14 protein-coding genes and 1 riboswitch are annotated in these 14,941 nt (G+C 74.9%); of the genes, 7 read left to right on the top strand and 7 right to left on the bottom strand.

From position 1 onward, the window contains the following. The first annotated feature begins 23 nt into the window (after positions 1-23). A complete protein-coding gene (locus O7613_RS22945; RefSeq protein ID WP_281586400.1) occupies positions 24-1,859 on the top strand; it encodes a glycerol-3-phosphate dehydrogenase/oxidase in 1,836 nt (611 codons plus the stop codon). Positions 1,860-1,897: 38 nt separating this feature from the next. Then, a complete protein-coding gene (locus tag O7613_RS22940; RefSeq protein WP_282289921.1) occupies positions 1,898-2,407 on the top strand; it encodes a hypothetical protein in 510 nt (169 codons plus the stop codon). A 1-nt stretch (position 2,408) separates the two neighbouring features. On the opposite strand, the gene O7613_RS22935 is transcribed toward O7613_RS22940, so the two are convergent. Next, a complete protein-coding gene (locus O7613_RS22935; protein ID WP_281586402.1) occupies positions 2,409-3,809 on the bottom strand; it encodes an FAD-linked oxidase C-terminal domain-containing protein in 1,401 nt (466 codons plus the stop codon). 31 nt (positions 3,810-3,840) lie between these two features. On the opposite strand from O7613_RS22935, the gene O7613_RS22930 reads away from it, so the two are divergent. Next, positions 3,841-4,173 carry a DUF4031 domain-containing protein gene (locus O7613_RS22930; RefSeq protein ID WP_281586403.1) on the top strand — a complete coding sequence of 111 codons (333 nt, stop codon included), beginning with the start codon at positions 3,841-3,843 and terminating at the stop codon, positions 4,171-4,173. On the opposite strand, the gene O7613_RS22925 is transcribed toward O7613_RS22930, so the two are convergent. Continuing rightward, positions 4,099-4,734 (bottom strand): metal-dependent phosphohydrolase, encoded by a 636-nt coding sequence (locus O7613_RS22925; RefSeq protein WP_282289919.1) that lies wholly within the window; start codon positions 4,732-4,734, stop codon positions 4,099-4,101. The genes O7613_RS22930 and O7613_RS22925 overlap by 75 nt on opposite strands. A 60-nt stretch (positions 4,735-4,794) precedes the next feature. Here O7613_RS22925 and O7613_RS22920 point away from each other — a divergent pair, with 60 nt between their 5' ends. Further along, positions 4,795-6,036 (top strand): FUSC family protein, encoded by a 1,242-nt coding sequence (locus O7613_RS22920; RefSeq protein WP_282294597.1) that lies wholly within the window; start codon positions 4,795-4,797, stop codon positions 6,034-6,036. A gap of 35 nt (positions 6,037-6,071) precedes the next feature. On the opposite strand, the gene O7613_RS22915 is transcribed toward O7613_RS22920, so the two are convergent. Beyond that, complete coding sequence (locus O7613_RS22915; RefSeq protein ID WP_282289917.1) at positions 6,072-7,334, bottom strand: aminotransferase class V-fold PLP-dependent enzyme; 1,263 nt, start codon at positions 7,332-7,334, stop codon at positions 6,072-6,074. A 46-nt stretch (positions 7,335-7,380) separates the two neighbouring features. Further along, positions 7,381-7,503: riboswitch (SAM riboswitch) on the bottom strand. A 20-nt stretch (positions 7,504-7,523) separates the two neighbouring features. Here O7613_RS22915 and O7613_RS22910 point away from each other — a divergent pair. Beyond that, positions 7,524-8,975, top strand: coding sequence for a PrsW family intramembrane metalloprotease (locus tag O7613_RS22910; RefSeq protein ID WP_282289916.1), 1,452 nt, complete (start codon positions 7,524-7,526; stop codon positions 8,973-8,975). 2 nt (positions 8,976-8,977) lie between these two features. On the opposite strand, the gene O7613_RS22905 is transcribed toward O7613_RS22910, so the two are convergent. Together O7613_RS22905 and O7613_RS22900 are read right to left on the bottom strand one after the other, a co-directional pair. After that, entirely contained in the window at positions 8,978-9,142 is a 165-nt protein-coding gene (locus O7613_RS22905) for a hypothetical protein (RefSeq protein ID WP_281586407.1), read from the bottom strand. Between the two features lie 67 nt (positions 9,143-9,209). After that, the gene (locus O7613_RS22900; protein WP_281586408.1) at positions 9,210-9,557 is read right to left on the bottom strand and encodes a co-chaperone GroES; all 348 of its coding nucleotides are present in this window, start codon (positions 9,555-9,557) and stop codon (positions 9,210-9,212) included. A 154-nt stretch (positions 9,558-9,711) separates the two neighbouring features. Here O7613_RS22900 and O7613_RS22895 point away from each other — a divergent pair, with 154 nt between their 5' ends. Then, on the top strand, positions 9,712-11,007 hold the full coding sequence (locus O7613_RS22895) for an AI-2E family transporter (protein WP_282289915.1): 1,296 nt from the start codon (positions 9,712-9,714) through the stop codon (positions 11,005-11,007). A gap of 55 nt (positions 11,008-11,062) precedes the next feature. Here O7613_RS22895 and O7613_RS22890 read toward each other — a convergent pair whose 3' ends face one another. Continuing rightward, positions 11,063-13,204: an ATP-dependent DNA helicase gene (locus tag O7613_RS22890; RefSeq protein ID WP_282289914.1), complete on the bottom strand. Its 2,142-nt coding sequence runs from the start codon at positions 13,202-13,204 to the stop codon at positions 11,063-11,065. A gap of 123 nt (positions 13,205-13,327) precedes the next feature. On the opposite strand from O7613_RS22890, the gene O7613_RS22885 reads away from it, so the two are divergent. Further along, a complete protein-coding gene (locus tag O7613_RS22885) occupies positions 13,328-13,834 on the top strand; it encodes a DUF402 domain-containing protein (RefSeq protein ID WP_282289913.1) in 507 nt (168 codons plus the stop codon). A gap of 8 nt (positions 13,835-13,842) precedes the next feature. On the opposite strand, the gene sigJ is transcribed toward O7613_RS22885, so the two are convergent. After that, positions 13,843-14,796 carry an RNA polymerase sigma factor SigJ gene (sigJ, locus tag O7613_RS22880; RefSeq protein WP_282289912.1) on the bottom strand — a complete coding sequence of 318 codons (954 nt, stop codon included), beginning with the start codon at positions 14,794-14,796 and terminating at the stop codon, positions 13,843-13,845. Between the last annotated feature and the right edge of the window lie 145 nt (positions 14,797-14,941).

Below are 14,941 nucleotides of genomic sequence, written 5' to 3'. Positions count from 1 at the left end.
GGGGGGACGGCTACCGTGGACGGGTGCGTGACCCCAACGTCTCCCGATCCGTGGCCGGCCAGCTCTCCGCCGAGCGCCGCGCCGACGACCTGCGCCGGCTGCGCGCCGAGCGGTTCGACGTGCTGATCATCGGCGGTGGGGTGACCGGGGCGGGCGCCGCGCTCGATGCCGCGTCCCGGGGGCTGAAGGTCGCCCTGGTGGAGGCGCGCGACTACGCCGCCGGCACCTCCAGCCGATCCAGCAAGCTGATCCACGGTGGCCTGCGCTACCTGGAGCAGTTGGAGTTCCACCTGGTCCACGAGGCGCTCACCGAACGCGGCCTGCTCGCCACCCGGCTCGCACCGCACCTGGTCCGCCCGGTGCCGATCCTGGTGCCGCTGCCCACCTCCGGCGGCGTCCGCGACCTGCCCCGACGTGTCCTCCGCCGCTCCTACTACGGCCTCGGCGTGGCCGCGTACGACGCGTTCGCCGGGGTGTTCGGCGGCGGGCGCGGCATGCCGATGCACCGGCACCTGACCCGCGAGGGCGCGCGCCGGATCTTCCCCAGCCTGCGGCCGGACGCGCTGGCCGGGGCGATCCGCTACTACGACGGCCAGGTCGACGACGCACGCCTGGTGGTGACGCTGGCCCGCACGGCGGCCAGCCTCGGCGCGACAGTGGTCAACAGCGCCCGGGCGGTCGGTCTGATCCGCCAGGCCCGCGAGGTGACCGGCGTGCGGGTGCGCGACCTGGAGGCGCCGGCCGGCTCGCCGGATGCCGAGTTCGAGGTACGCGCGCGTACCGTGATCGCCGCGACCGGGGTGTGGAGCGACGACATGTCGCGGATGCTCAACGACGTCGGGCTGCGCCCCGGCCTGCGGGTGCGGGCCTCGAAGGGCGTGCACCTCGTGGTCCCCCGGTCGGCGATCGTCGGCGAGACCGGGCTGATCCTGCGCACCCCGACGAGCGTGCTCTTCGTCATCCCGTGGGGCGGCCACTGGATCATCGGCACCACGGACACCGACTGGCAGCTCGACCGTTCCCACCCGGCCGCCACCGCGCGCGACATCGACTACCTGCTGGAGCAGGTCAACCTCGTGCTGGACCGGCCGCTCACCACCGCCGACATCGAGGGCGTCTACGCCGGGCTGCGCCCGCTGCTCTCCGGCGAGGCGGACTCCACCTCCAAGCTCTCCCGGGAGCACGCCGTGGTCGAGCCGATGCTCGGCCTGCTGCTGGTGGCCGGCGGGAAGTACACGACGTACCGGGTGATGGCCTCCGACGTGGTCGACCACGCGGTGCACCGCCTCGGCCGGACGCGCCCGTCGCGCACCGCCGACCTGCCGCTGCTCGGCGCGGACGGCTACGCCGCGATGTGGCGGGACCGGGCCGACCTGGCCCGCCGGCACGGGGTGCCGGTCGGAGTGGTCGAGCACCTGCTGGAGCGCTACGGCAGCCTCACCCTCGACGTGCTCGCCCTGGTCGACGCGGACCCGCTGCTCGGCTCGCCGCTGGCCGGCGCGCCGGAATACCTCGCCGCGGAGGTGACGTACGCGGCCCGGGCCGAAGGCGCGTTGCACGTCGAGGACGTGCTCACCCGGCGTACCCGGATCTCCATCGAGACCAGCCACCGCGGCCTGGAGTCGGCGGAGCACGCCGCGGAGCTGATGGGCGCGGTGCTCGGCTGGGACGCCGCGACCCGGGCCCGGGAGGTGGCCCACTACCGCGCGCGGGTGGAGGCCGAGCGGGAGTCGCAGCTCATGCCGGACGACATCGCGGCCGACGCGGCGCGCCTCGGCGCGCCCGACGTGCGCGGCTTCGCCGCCGACCGGGCAGCTCACCCCGCTGAGCAAACTGGAGCCGCACCGACTGGTCAGTAGGGTAGTGCGCCCTACCTACGGAAGTGTAGGTTTCCCGCGTGGTTCGCCCATCCTGGACGCGCGTCTCCGCCCTGTCCGTCGGCGTGCTGCTGGTGACCGTCCTGACCGGCTGCTCGCTTTTCGACCGGTCGGGGAGCGCCAGCTACCCCGATCAGCAGGGTTCGGCCACACCGACACCGGTCGGTAGGCGTGTCAGCCTGGTGCAGCGGCTCGGCGGTGACGGCCCGGTCCGCACGCTCGACGTGGAGCCGACCGGGCGGTGGCAGTGCCGCGACTGCGCCGGCGACGGAGTCGACGCGACAGGCGCGTTGAACCCCGAGCAGACGTCCCGGTTGCAGAAGATGCTCGACGACCCGGCGCTGGCCGGGGAGACCGACGAGGTCCGGCGTTACCGGCAGCTCTGCATCGGCGCGCTGACCTCGACGCTGCTCATCCCGCCAGGGCTGACCATCACCATCCAGGACTGTCCCGGCGAGCCGGAGCCGCCGGTGGCGTACCAGGTGCTGCTGCTGCTCACCCAGGCCACGCCGGCGGACGACAAGGGCTGAGTCAGACCACCTTGCCGGGGTTGAGCAGCCCGGCCGGGTCCAGCGCCGCCTTGATCGCCTGGTGCACCCGGACACCCACCGGGCCGATCTCCCGGGCCAGCCAGTCCCGCTTGAGCAGCCCGACGCCGTGTTCCCCGGTGCACGTGCCGCCCAGCTCCAGGCCGAGCCGCATGATCTCGTCGAAGGCCCGCCGGCCCCGGTCCACGCTCGCCGGGTCGGCCCGGTCGACCACGATGTTGGGGTGCATGTTGCCGTCGCCGGCGTGCCCGACCACGCCGATCGGCACGTCGCACTCCGCGGCGATCCGGGCCACCCCGTCCAGCAGCTCGGCCAGCCGGCCGCGCGGCACCGCCACGTCGTCGATGACCAGGCCGCCGTTGCCGCCCGGGGCGGCGACCGCGGCGAACCGTTCCATCGCCGGGTGGGCCAGCCGGCGGGCCTGGAGCAGGGCGGCGGCCTCGGTCGCGTCGGTGGCCACGTAGACCTCGTCGGCGCCGGCCGCGCGGCACACCTCGGCGATCCGGTCCAGGTCGCCGGCCGCCCGGTCGCCGGTGTCCACCGCCGCCAGCAGCAGCGCCTCCGCGTCGGTGCGCAACCCCATCGGCCGGTACGCCTCGATGGCCCGCAGGTGGGTCCGGTCCAGCAGCTCCAGCAGGCTCGGGGTGAGCCCCCGCTCGGCGATCCCGGCCACCGCGCCGCCGGCCGCCGCCGTGGTCGGGAAGACCGCCACCAGGGTCAGCGACGCCTCGGGCGCCGGGCGCAGCGCCACGGTCACCTCGGTGATCACGCCGAGCGTGCCCTCCGAGCCGACGAAGAGCCGGGTCAGGTCGTACCCGGCGACGCCCTTGGCGGTACGCCGGCCGGTGCGCAGCACCTCACCGGAGGCGAGCACCACCTCCAGGCCGAGCACGTACTCGCCGGTGACGCCGTACTTCACGCAGCACATGCCGCCGGCGTTGGTGGCCACGTTGCCGCCGACCGTGGACGACTCCCACGAGCCGGGGTCCGGCGGATACCACAACCCGTGCTCCCGCAAGGCTCCGGCCAGCGTCGCGTTGACCACGCCTGGCTGCACCACGGCGATCCGACCGACCGGGTCGACCTCGCGGATCCGGTCCATCGCCACGGTGCTCAGCACCATCGCGCCGGCCACCGCGTTCGCCGCGCCGGCCAGCCCGGTCCGCGCGCCCTGCGGCACCACTGGTACGCCGTGCCGGCCGGCCGCGCGCACCGCCGCCACCACCTGCCCGGTGTCGCGGGGGCGGACCACCACAAGCGGGGTGCCCGAGGCGCAGAGGTCGGCCTCGTCCCGCTCGTGGACGGCCAGCAGGTCCGGATCGGTGAGCACGGCGGGCCCGCCGAGCGCGGCCCGTAGTTCGTCGAGGAGGGGATGGGCGACCATGCCGGGAAGGCTACCGGCGTACCGTTGCGCCGTGCTCTACCTGGACCCGCCCGCGGTGCCCTGGCGCGGCCGGCTCTGGTCGCATCTGATCAGCGACGTCTCCTACGCCGAGCTGCATGCCTTCGCGGAGATGCTCGGCGCGCCCCGGCGCGGCTTCGACCGGGACCACTACGACCTGCCCGCCGAGCGGTTCCGGGCGGCGGTCTGGCTGGGCGCGACAGTGGTTCCCTCCCGGGAGATCGTCCGGCTGCTGCACGCCGGGGGCCTGCGCCGCCCGAAGCACCGTGTCTCAGGACAGCGCGGTCAGCTCCCGGCGCAGGTTGGCGCGGGCGGGCGCCTCCCAACGGGCGTGCGTCTCGGGTAGGCGGTAGAGCGCCGGCAGGGCGAGCAGGCGTCGCAGCACGTCGGCCCGGCCGGCCCGGAAGTCCGGCTCCGGCACGTGGGCGTACTCGCGGCGGATCGCCGCGGCGTACCTGTCGTAGTCGGCCGGCGCGGCGGCCAGCACCGCCAGGTCGGCGTCGCAGAGCAGGGCGCCGTCCGGGTCGTCCGGCCCGACCTGGTGGCCGGCGGTGAGCAGCACCAGGCGGCGTACCCCGGCCACCGTCGCGGCCGGGACCCCGGCGGCGGTGAGCAACGCGCCGGCCAGGTCGGCGCTGGCCCGCTCGTTGGCGTCGTCGCCCGCGCGCGGGTCGTAGACCGCGTCGTGACCCCACGCCGCCAGCCGGACCTGGTCGGGGTGGCGGGCCTGATCGGCGTACGCGTCGACCACGTCGAGCACCGCCCGCAGGTGCGCCACCGTGTGGTGGTGCCGGTGCGGCTCCCGCCAGCCGGCCAGCAGCCGCGCCCCGGCCCGATCCACGTCGGCCGGGTCGGTGGCCCCGGCCGCCCGTGCCGTCTCCCGCCACCGCGCCGTCAACTCGTCCATCCGGTGCAGTCTGCCCGTCGGAGCGAGGATTCACCGGGGGTGGGACGGGTAGTACCCGCCATGGCCCGGGACCGACGACTGCCGTTCCTGCGGCGTGTGACGTCGCGCGACGGGGGCGGTGACCTCGACGGGCCACGGATCGCCGCCGCGATGGACGAACTGCGGAGCAGGAGCAGGGCCACCCTGCACGACCGGATGCACCGCGTCCGGACCGCGTTCGGCCTGGCGTTGCAGGCCGGGCTCGCGGCCGGCTTGGCGTACCTGGTGGCGCACCGGTTGCTGGGCAATCCGCAACCGGTGTTCGCACCCATCTCCGCGGTGGGCACGCTGGCCGCCTCGGTGGGCCAACGGTTCCGGCGTACCGTCGAGCTGATCATCGGGGTGGCGGTCGGCGTGCTCGTCGGCGACGTGTTGATCTACTTCCTCGGTACCGGCGCCTGGCAGCTCGCGCTGGTGGTGACCTCCGCGATCCTGCTGACCATCTTCGCCGGCGGAAGCGTGGCCATCGTGATCCAGGCGGCGGCCACGGCGGTGCTGATCGTGACGCTCACCCCGTCCACCGACAACCTGGAGTTCCCGCGCTTCATCGACGCCCTCATCGGCGGCACCGTCGCGCTCGTGGTCACCGCCGTCCTGCTCCCGCTGAACCCGCTCCGGGTGATCAACCGGGCGGCCCGGCCGGCGCTGGACCTGCTCGCCGAGCAGCTCGACATGTGCGCCCAGGCGCTGCGCAACCGGGACCGGGACACCGCCCAGCGGGCGTTGTTCCGGCTCCGGGAGAACAAGGAGGAGTTGGCCGCGCTCAGCGAGGCGATCGAGGGCGCCAAGGAGACCATCACCATCTCACCGGCCCGCTGGCACCGGCGCAGCGAGCTGACCCACTACGCGGAGGCGGCCGAGCCGATCGACCGGGCGATGCGCAACAGCGGCACGCTGATCCGCCGCTCGGTGACCATGATCGAGGACGAGGAGCCGATCCCGGAGCCGATGCCGGACGCCGTCGCGCACCTCGCCGAGTCGGTACGCCTGCTCCGGCACGAGTTCGCCATGGGGGAGGAACCGCAGCGGGCGCGGGAGCACGCGCTGCGTGCGGTGAGCGAGGCCGGTCGGGCGTACACCCAGGGGGTGGGCTTCTCCGGCAGCGTGGTGATCGCCCAGGTGCGTACCGCCGCAAGCGACCTGATGGTGGCCTCCGGCGTCGATCAGGAGGAGGCGAACCGCCTGGTCCGCCAGTCCTTCGGCGTCAACAACCAGAGCCCCGCCACCCCCACCCCGGCTCCCACCGCCCCACCCCCCGGCTGACTGTGTCCCCCTCCCGACGTTGGGGAGGGGAGCGGTCAGGGGAGGGTGGACAGGGCGGTCAGGAGGGAGTCGATCTCGTGGGTGGTGGTGCCCAGGCCCACGCTGGCGCGTAGGGCGGTGGGGGGCAGGGCGGCCCCGGGGGTGCGGGCTGCCGCCTCGGTCAGCAGACGGCGGGCCAGGGGGTGGGCGCAGAACAGGCCGTCCCGCACACCGATCCGGTGCCGGGTCGCCAGGTGGGCGGCCACCTCCGCGGAGTCCCGACCGGCGACCACGAAGCTGACGATGCCCACCCGGGGCGCCTCCGGGCCGAACGTGCGCAGCTCCACCACGCCCGGCAGCGCGGCCAGGCCGGAGCGCAACCGGGCCAGCAGCGCCTGTTCCCGGGCGTGCAGCGCGTCCCGGTCCGCCGCCGCGAACGCCGCGCACACCGCCGCCAGCGCGACCGCGCCGAGCAGGTTCGGGGTGCCGCCCTCGTGCCGGGCCGGGCCGGTCGTCCAGCGGACCTCGTGGGTGGCCGCGCCGACGTGACTGGTGGCGCCCCCGCCGGGCAGGTACGGCGGGGCGGCGTCCAACCAGTCCGCCCGCCCGGCCAGTACCCCCGCGCCGAACGGGGCGTACAGCTTGTGGCCGGAGAGCGCCACGTAGTCCACGTCCAGCGCGGTCACGTCGACCGGGGCGTGCGGGGCGAGCTGCGCGGCGTCGACCAGGATGCGGGCGCCGTGCCGGTGGGCCACCCGGGCCAGCTCGGCCACCGGCCAGCACTCGCCCGTCACGTTGCTGGCGCCGGTCACCGCGACCAGCACCGGCAGGCCGGGCCGGGCGTCGCGGGCCAGCTCGCTCAGCGCCGCGTCGAGGTATCGGACCGCGTCGGCCGGGCTCGCCGGCACCGGCAGCCGCACCGAGCCGCGCGGCCAGGGCAGCAGGTTGGCGTGGTGCTCACCGGCGAACGTGACCACTGTGGTGCCGGCGGGCAGCGCCCGGGCCAGCAGGTTCACCGCGTCGGTGGTGTTCCGGGTGAAGATCACGTGATCGTCGGGTCGCGCGCCGAGGAAGTCCGCCACCGTCTGCCGGGCCCGCTCGTAGGCCAGAGTGCAACGCCGGGACAGCGCGCCCGCGCCGCGGTGCACGCTCGCGTACCAGGGCAGCAGCTCGGCCACCGCGTCGGCCGCGGCCCGCGCGCACGGCGCGCTGGCGGCGTGGTCCAGGTTGATTTCCCCGGGTACGCCGAGCACGCCGAGCGGGTCCGGCCGGACGGGCGCGGGCAGCGTGGGCAGTGCGGGCATGAGGGTGACGGTCATGGCGGAGCCTCCCGGGTCACAGGGGACCCCGGGGTGTCGCCGGCGGGGTCCGCGCTTGCCCAGCACGCGTGGTGGCGCTGGGCCCGGTCATCACCCGGGGCACCCCACCGCGAACCTCGACGAGGGTTGCCGGCCAGCAAGCCGGGGCTTGACGCTGGCGCTCGTGACCTGTTCGGGAGCATAGCGGTCGTGATGCGGCCGGACCAGCGGGGCGTGGGTGGCTACGCTGACCGCATGGCCGTCACCCCGCCCGGCGGAGCTCTGCCGCCGCCGTCCGCGCCCGCCGCCCCGCCGCCCGGGGCGCCGACGCCGCGGATGCCCCTGCGCCGGCTCGGCTGGCGGCGCTTCCTGGTGCTGGCCGGGGTGGTGCTCCTGATCGCGGCCGGCGCGCTGTTCATGGTCTTCACGCTCGGCGAGAGCCTGGGCGCCCAGGCGCTGCTGGTCGGCGTGGTCGCGGCGATCCTGCCGGTGCCGGTGCTGGTGTCCTGCTTCCTCTGGCTCGACCGCTACGAACCCGAGCCGCTGAAATACCTGGTTTTCTGCTTCGCCTGGGGCGCGTTCGTCTCCACCGCCATCTCGCTGCTGGTCAACGAGACCGGCGCGAAGCTGTTCGACGACTGGGGGCTGCCCGCCGCGCTGACCGCCGTGCTCGTCGCGCCGTTCATCGAGGAGCTGACCAAGGCGGCCGGCCCGATCCTGCTGCTGATCTTCCGGCGACGCGAGTTCTCCGGGGTCACCGACGGACTGGTCTACTGCGGGCTCTCCGCGGTCGGTTTCGCCATGGTCGAGAACATCCTCTACCTGGGCGGATACGGCTACCGCACGGGAGTCGAGGAATACGGGCCGGCGACCGGGGCGCAGCAGGTGATCGCGATCTTCATCGTGCGGATCCTGCTGTTCGGGTTCGCCCACCCGCTGTTCACCTCGATGACGGGCGTCGGGCTCGGCGTCGCCGCGCGTACCGCCGACCGGCGGGTGCGGATCCTCGCGCCGCTCGCCGGCCTGCTGCTGGCGATGATGCTGCACGGCACGTGGAACCTGCTGCCCTCACTGGCGCAGCTCACCGGGCAGCCGGTGATCGCGCTCTACGGCTACATCGGCGTGATGGTGCCGATCTTCTTCGGCATGGTCGGCCTGGCGGTGTGGCTGCGGGCGTGGGAGGGGCGGCTCACCGAGCGCACGCTGCCCGACTACGTGCGGGCCGGCTGGCTCACCCCGCCCGAGGTGGCGGCGCTGGGCAGCCTGGGCCGGCGGCACGCGGCCCGTGCCTGGGCCCGGCGGGTGGCCGGCGACGGCGGGGTGAAGGCGATGCGCGGCTACCAGTTCGCCGCGACCCGGTTGGCGTTGCTGCGCGACGGGATGCGCCGGGGCCTGGACCGCAAGCCCGCCGAGCGGGACCGGACGGCACGGGAGGAACGGGAGCTGCTGGACGCGATCGCCGCGTACCGGTCGTTCTTCGTGGGTCGCGACCCGCAGGCGCCGGTCGGGGTCTGGGACGGGCAGCGCTACCACCTGCGGTTCCCGGACGGATCCCGGCGTGCGGTCGAGGCGCCGGACGAGCCGGTGGTGCCGATCCCGGTGGTGCTGGCCCCGCCGCCGCCCGCGGTCTACGGCCCGCACCCGTGGCACCCGCACCGCTGAGGTCAGGCCATCAGGCCGCTGAGGAAGTCGCTGAGCCCCTGGGCGATGGCCATCAGCGCGGCGCCGATGCCCCGGAACAACTGCGCCGCGCCGTCCGGCCGGAAGGCCATGAAGAAGATCAGGAATGCGAGCAATCCCCAGGCGAGAATCCGCTTGACGACGATCATGGTCCCTCCCCAGGGCACGCTGAGGTGCCTGGGCTTCCCGCCGGGACGCGCCGCAAACAGTCGGGCGCTAGAGGTAGAGCCCGGTGGAGCCGGTCGCGGTGGTCTCCACCCGCTCCGCCGCCACCGCGTGCACGTCGCGCTCGCGCAGCAGCACGTACGCCCGGCCGTGCAGCTCGACCTCGGAGCGGTCGTCCGGGTCGAACAGCACCCGGTCCCCGGCGACGATCGAGCGCACGTGCGGCCCGACGCCGACCGCGGTGGCCCAGGCCAGCCGCTTGCCGACCGCCGCGGTCGCCGGGATGACGATGCCGGCGGTGGAGCGGCGTTCCCCCTCACCGCCCTCGGTACGCACCAGCACGCGATCGTGCAGCAGGCGGATGGGCAGCCCGGCGTCGAGACTCTGGTCGGCGGTCACGCGAAGACGCTACCGCGTGCCCCACGGGCGGCCCCGCCGTGGTTGCCGGGCGGGACGGCGGGGCAATGTGTGGCGGGACGCCCCTACGGTGGGGCGGTCCGACGTATCCTGTCTGCCCTGTGACGTGGGTGGACCAATTGTGCGGGAGGTGCGCTTGAGCCGCTTCGAGCGGATGCGCGGACGGCTCCGCCGCGCGTACGAGTCGGGTCGTGCGGCCCGGGCCCGCGGGGCCGATCCGGACCCGATGCCGGGGGATGCGGGTGTGGCGTCGCCGTCCTCGCCGGGTCCGGCGGCGTCGCCGGCCGCGACCGTGGTGGGCGCCGAGCCGCCGGCCGCGATGCACAACTCGACCGTCAGCCGCGACGACACCGAGGTGCCGCACGCGCTGCGGATCGCCGCCGCCTGGTGCTGGCGGTTGATCGTGATCGGGATCGTCACCTGGGCCCTGCTCAGGATCGTCGGCACGATCAGCATCGTGATCATCCCGTTGACCGTCGCGCTGCTGCTGTCGGCGTTGCTCGCCCCGGCGGTCGGCTGGCTGCTGAAGGCCCGGTTCCCCCGTTCGCTGGCGACCGGCGTGGTGCTTGTCGGCGGCTTGGCCGCGGTGGTCGGCACGTTGACGCTCGTGGTGAACGAGTTCATCCAGGGTGTGCCGGAGCTGAGCCAGAAGTCCTCCGAGGGCGTCCGGCAGATCCAGGACTGGCTGAAGACCGGTCCACTGCACCTGTCCGACAGTCAGCTCACCCGCTACATCGACGAGGCGCAGAACTGGATCAACGGCAACACCGAGCGGTTCACAAGCGGCGCGCTCAGCACCGCCGCCACGCTCGCCGAGGTGCTCACCGGCACCGTGCTGGTGCTGTTCGCGACGTTCTTCTTCCTCCGCGACGGCAACAAAATCTGGCGGTTCCTGGTCCGGCTGCTGCCGGTGGCCGCGCGCTGGAAGGTCGACGACGCCGGCCGCGCGTCCTGGGCGACGCTCGGCGCATACGTCCGCGCCACCGTGCTCGTCGCCTTCATCGACGCCGTGGGCATCGGCATCTTCCTGGTCATCTTCGACATCCCGTTCGCGTTCCCGCTTGCCGCGTTGGTCTTCCTGGGTGCGTTCATCCCGATCGTCGGCGCGTTCCTGTCCGGCGTGGTGGCCGTACTCGTGGCGCTCGTCGACAGCGGCCCGGGAATCGCCCTGGTCATCCTCGGCGCGGTGGTCGGCGTGCAGCAGGTCGAGGGGCACGTGCTCCAGCCTTTGATCATGGGGCGGGCGGTGGCCATCCACCCGCTCGCCGTGATCATCGGCATCGCCGCCGGCGTGGTGCTCGCCGGCATCGCCGGCGCGCTCGTCGCGGTGCCGCTGATCGCCGTGCTCAACACCGCGATCCGGCGGCTCGCCGCGCGTACCGTGCCGGACACCCCACCGGACGCGGTGGTGGTCGCCTCGCAGGCGCCCTGACCCGGCCCGATCGTTGCCGACGCCCGCGTCACCCCGCCCGGGGGAGGCGCGGGCGTCAGCTTTTCGCGAGCCGTTCCAGCGCGCCCCGGGCCACCTCGGCCCGCGTGGTGTACCAGAACGGGGGCAGCGAGCGACGCAGGAACGGGCCGTAGCCGCGGGCCGTCTCCAGCCGCGAGTCGAGCACCGCCACCACCCCTCGGTCGCCGGTGGCCCGGATCAACCGGCCGACGCCCTGCGCCAGCCGTACCGCCGCGATCGGCACGCTTACCGCCGCGAACCCGGAGCCGCCGCCCGCGTCCACCGCCGCCGCCCGCGCGGCGGCGAGCGGCTCGTCGGGCCGGGGGAACGGCAGCCGGTCGATCACCACGAGCTGGCAGGCGTCGCCCGGCACGTCCACGCCCTGCCAGAGCGACATCACCCCGAACAGGCAGCTCTCCCGTTCGGCGCGGAACCGGCGGACCAGCAGCGGCAACGCCTCTTCGCCCTGGAGCAGCACGGGCAGGTCGGTCCGCGCGCGGACCAGCTCCGCGGCCTGCTGCGCGGCCCGCCGAGACGAGAAGAGCCCGAGGGTACGCCCACCGAGCGCGCCGACGAGCGCCAGTAGCTCCTCGCCGGCCGCCGTGGGCAGCCCGGAGACGCTGGGGCGGGGCAGGTGCGCGGCGACGTAGAGGATGCCCTGCCGGGCGTAGTCGAACGGCGAGCCGACGTCGAGCGACCGCCAGCCGGGGCCCTCGGTGGCCGGGACCGTGCCGATCGCCGCCCGGCTGCCCTCGGTGCTCGCCACCGGGACGGGGTCGGCGCCGCGGCCGGCGGCTGCCGCGGTGGCCATCGCGGCGGCGGCCGGCGTCGGCGGGGCGGGCGGCGGCGCCTCCAGCCCGAGCGCCCGGGCCACCGTGTCGAAGCGCCCGCCCAGCGCCAGCGTGGCCGAGGTGGCGACCACGGTGCGCTCGTCGTAGAGGTGGGTGGCGAGCGTGCCCGCCACCGACAGCGGCGCCACCACGAGGGCCCGGCGGCTGCCGTTCTCCGGCTTCTCCACCCAGGCCACGTCGTGGTCGCCCTCTTCGAGCAGCCGCTGGGCGGTGGCGGACAGCTCGTCCAGCACGGCCTTGGCCTGCTGCTTGCGGACCGGGTCCGGGTCGTCGGCCTTCACGTCGCCGATCGCCTCGAGCGCGGCCCGGGTCGCCGAGTCGAGCAGCGTGCACGCCTCGCGCAGCGCGGGCGGCAGCCCGGCGGTGAGCCGGCCGGCCGGCGCCTCCGCCAGCCCCACCGCGAGCGCGTCGCCGGCCTCGGTGAGCCGGTCGGCCAGGTCGGGGCGGAGCAGCGGCCGGGCCCGGCGGGTGGACCTGTCGATCAGCTCGGGCACCAGCTCGGCCTGGGCCGCCGAGGAGACCCGGTCGGCCAGCTCGTGCGCCTCGTCCACGACGAGCAGCCGGTGCGGCGGCACGATGTGCCGCCCGGCGAGCATGTCCACGGCGAGCAGGCTGTGGTTGGTCACCACGATGTCCGCCTCCCGGGCGCGGGCCCGGGACGCCTCCGCGAAGCACTCCTGCCCGAACGGGCAGCGGCTGGCGCCGACGCATTCCCGGGCCGGCATCGAGACGCTGCGCCACACCTGGTCGTCGACGCCCGGATCCAACTCGTCGCGGTCGCCGGTGGCGGTCTCCTCCGCCCAGTCGCGCAACCGCTGCACCTGCTTGCCGAGCCGGCCCGCCTCGCCGAGCCACTTCGTGCCGCCGCCGGGCCGGGGCGTGTCGAAGAGCGCGTCGTCCGGCTCGTCCTCGACGGAGCTGTCCAACCGGGCCAGGCACAGATAGTGGTGGCGGCCCTTGAGGACGGCGAAGGTGGGCCGGCGGCCGAGCACCGGCTCGACCGCGTCGGCCAGCCGGGGCAGGTCGTGGTCGACGAGCTGGGACTGCAACGCCAGGGTGGCGGTGGAGACCACCACCGGGCCGTCCACGGTCAGCGCGGGGGCGAGGTAGGCCAGGGACTTGCCGGTGCCGGTGCCGGCCTGCACCAGCAGGTGCTCGCCGGAGGCGATGCTGTGCTCGATCGCGTCGGCCATCTGCTGCTGGCCGGGCCGGGTCGCGCCGCCCGGCACGGCGCCCACCGCGGCGGCCAGCAGCTCCCCACCGCCCGGTCGGCCGCTCCGGCGCTTCTTCGGGACGGCGGTGCCGGTGGCGGTGCGGGACGGGCTCACCGTGCGACCGTACCTGCCGGCACCGACGCCGGTCCGGCCGCTCCGGCGGCGTGGCGGACGGCGGGTCGCGTCCGGTTACCTGCCGATCGCGTGGCGTGGCCGGAATCGGTTATGGTGCCAGGCATGCCGAGCGATGTGGTCCGCGTGATCTACCGCAAGTACGACGGCAGCGCCCACCGCGACTACCCGGCCCGTCGGCTCGCCGAGGACGACCTCGGCGTCTGGCTCGGCGTGCCGGCCGGCACCGAGTCGGTCTACCACGGCCGACCCTCGGTCGAGCAGATCCCGTTCGTCCTGCTGGTGCCCCGGCACGCCTGGTGGACGGGCATGTTCAACCCGCCACCGCGTACCAGCGAGGTCTACTGCGACATCGCCACGCCGGCCCGCTGGGACGGCGACGAGACGGTCCACCTGGTCGACCTCGACCTGGACGTGGTGCGCCGCCGCGAGACCGGCCTCGTCGAGCTGCGCGACGAGGACGAGTTCGCCGAGCACCGGGCCCGGTGGAATTATCCGGACGACCTGGTCGCCGAGGCCGAGGCCGCCGCCCGCTGGCTGCTCGGCGCGCTCGGTGACGGCAGCGAGCCGTTCGCCACGTCGTACCGGAAATGGTTGGCCCTGGTGGTCTGAGACCGCGCTCACCAGCGCGGCGGCCAGCCGGACTCCGGGCCCAGCGGCGGCAGCTCGCCCACCTTCTCCGGGTTGAGCTGGTTGAACACGCCGGTGATCCGCCCCTCGTGCACCGCGAACGAGGTGACCATCCGCATCGTCCGCCCGTCGGGCCAGGCGAGTTCCGCCTGCCAGCCGAGCACGCCGTCGACGAGCACCGGCCGGGCCCGCAACCCGCCCCGACGCCGGGCCTGGTCGAACAGGCCGAGGAGCAGGCGGCCGGCGGCCTCGGCGCCGACCACCGGCCGGCGGGCCGCCGGGAAGTGGCCGCCGGCGTCGCCGATCGACACCACGTCCGGCGCGAGCACCCGGACCAGTTGATCCAGCTCGCCGGACTCCACCGCGGCCACGAACGCGGTCAACACGCGCCGCTGCTCGGCCAGGTCGGCGGTGTGCCGTGGCGCGTCCGGCCCGTGCACCGCCCGCCGGGCCCGGGAGGCGAGCTGCCGGGCCGCCTCCGGCGTCACGGCGAGCACCTCGGCGACGTCACCGAACGGCACCGCGAACACGTCGTGCAGCACGAACGCCACCCGCTGCTCCGGCGTCAACCGCTCCAGCACCACGAGCAGGGCCGTGCCGAGCTGGTCGGCCCGGACCGCCCGCTCGGCCGGGTCCGGCGCGAACCCGTCCGTCGCCGGCAGGCCGGTCACCACCGGCTCCGGCAACCACTGACCCGGGTACGCCTCGCGGCGCACCCGCGCCGACCGGAGCACGTCCAGGCAGAGCCGCGAGCAGGTGGTGGTCAGCCAGCCGCGCAGGTCCCGGATGCGGGCGCGGGCGGCCGGGTCGGCGAGCGCGCCGGAGTATCGCAGCCAGGTCTCCTGCACGGCGTCCTCGGCCTCGCTGCGGCTGCCGAGCATCCGCTGCGCGACCGCCAGGAGATGCCCCCGTTCCGCCTCGAACTCCCCCGCCAGCTCATCCACCGCTCCATTCTCCCGTCCGCCGCCCACCGTCCGTCGGCCCGGGCATGATCGACTCCGTTTCGCCGAGGTGGCGGTAATGGAGCGTGTCGGATGCGGCCACCTCGGCGAACTGGTGTGGATCAACGCGCCCACTCGCTGTGCGCTC

This window comes from Micromonospora sp. WMMD975, assembly GCF_029581215.1.
Classification (GTDB): Bacteria; Actinomycetota; Actinomycetes; order Mycobacteriales; family Micromonosporaceae; genus Micromonospora.
Note: the sequence above shows the minus strand (reverse complement) of the source record. Positions and strands in the feature narration are given on the sequence as shown.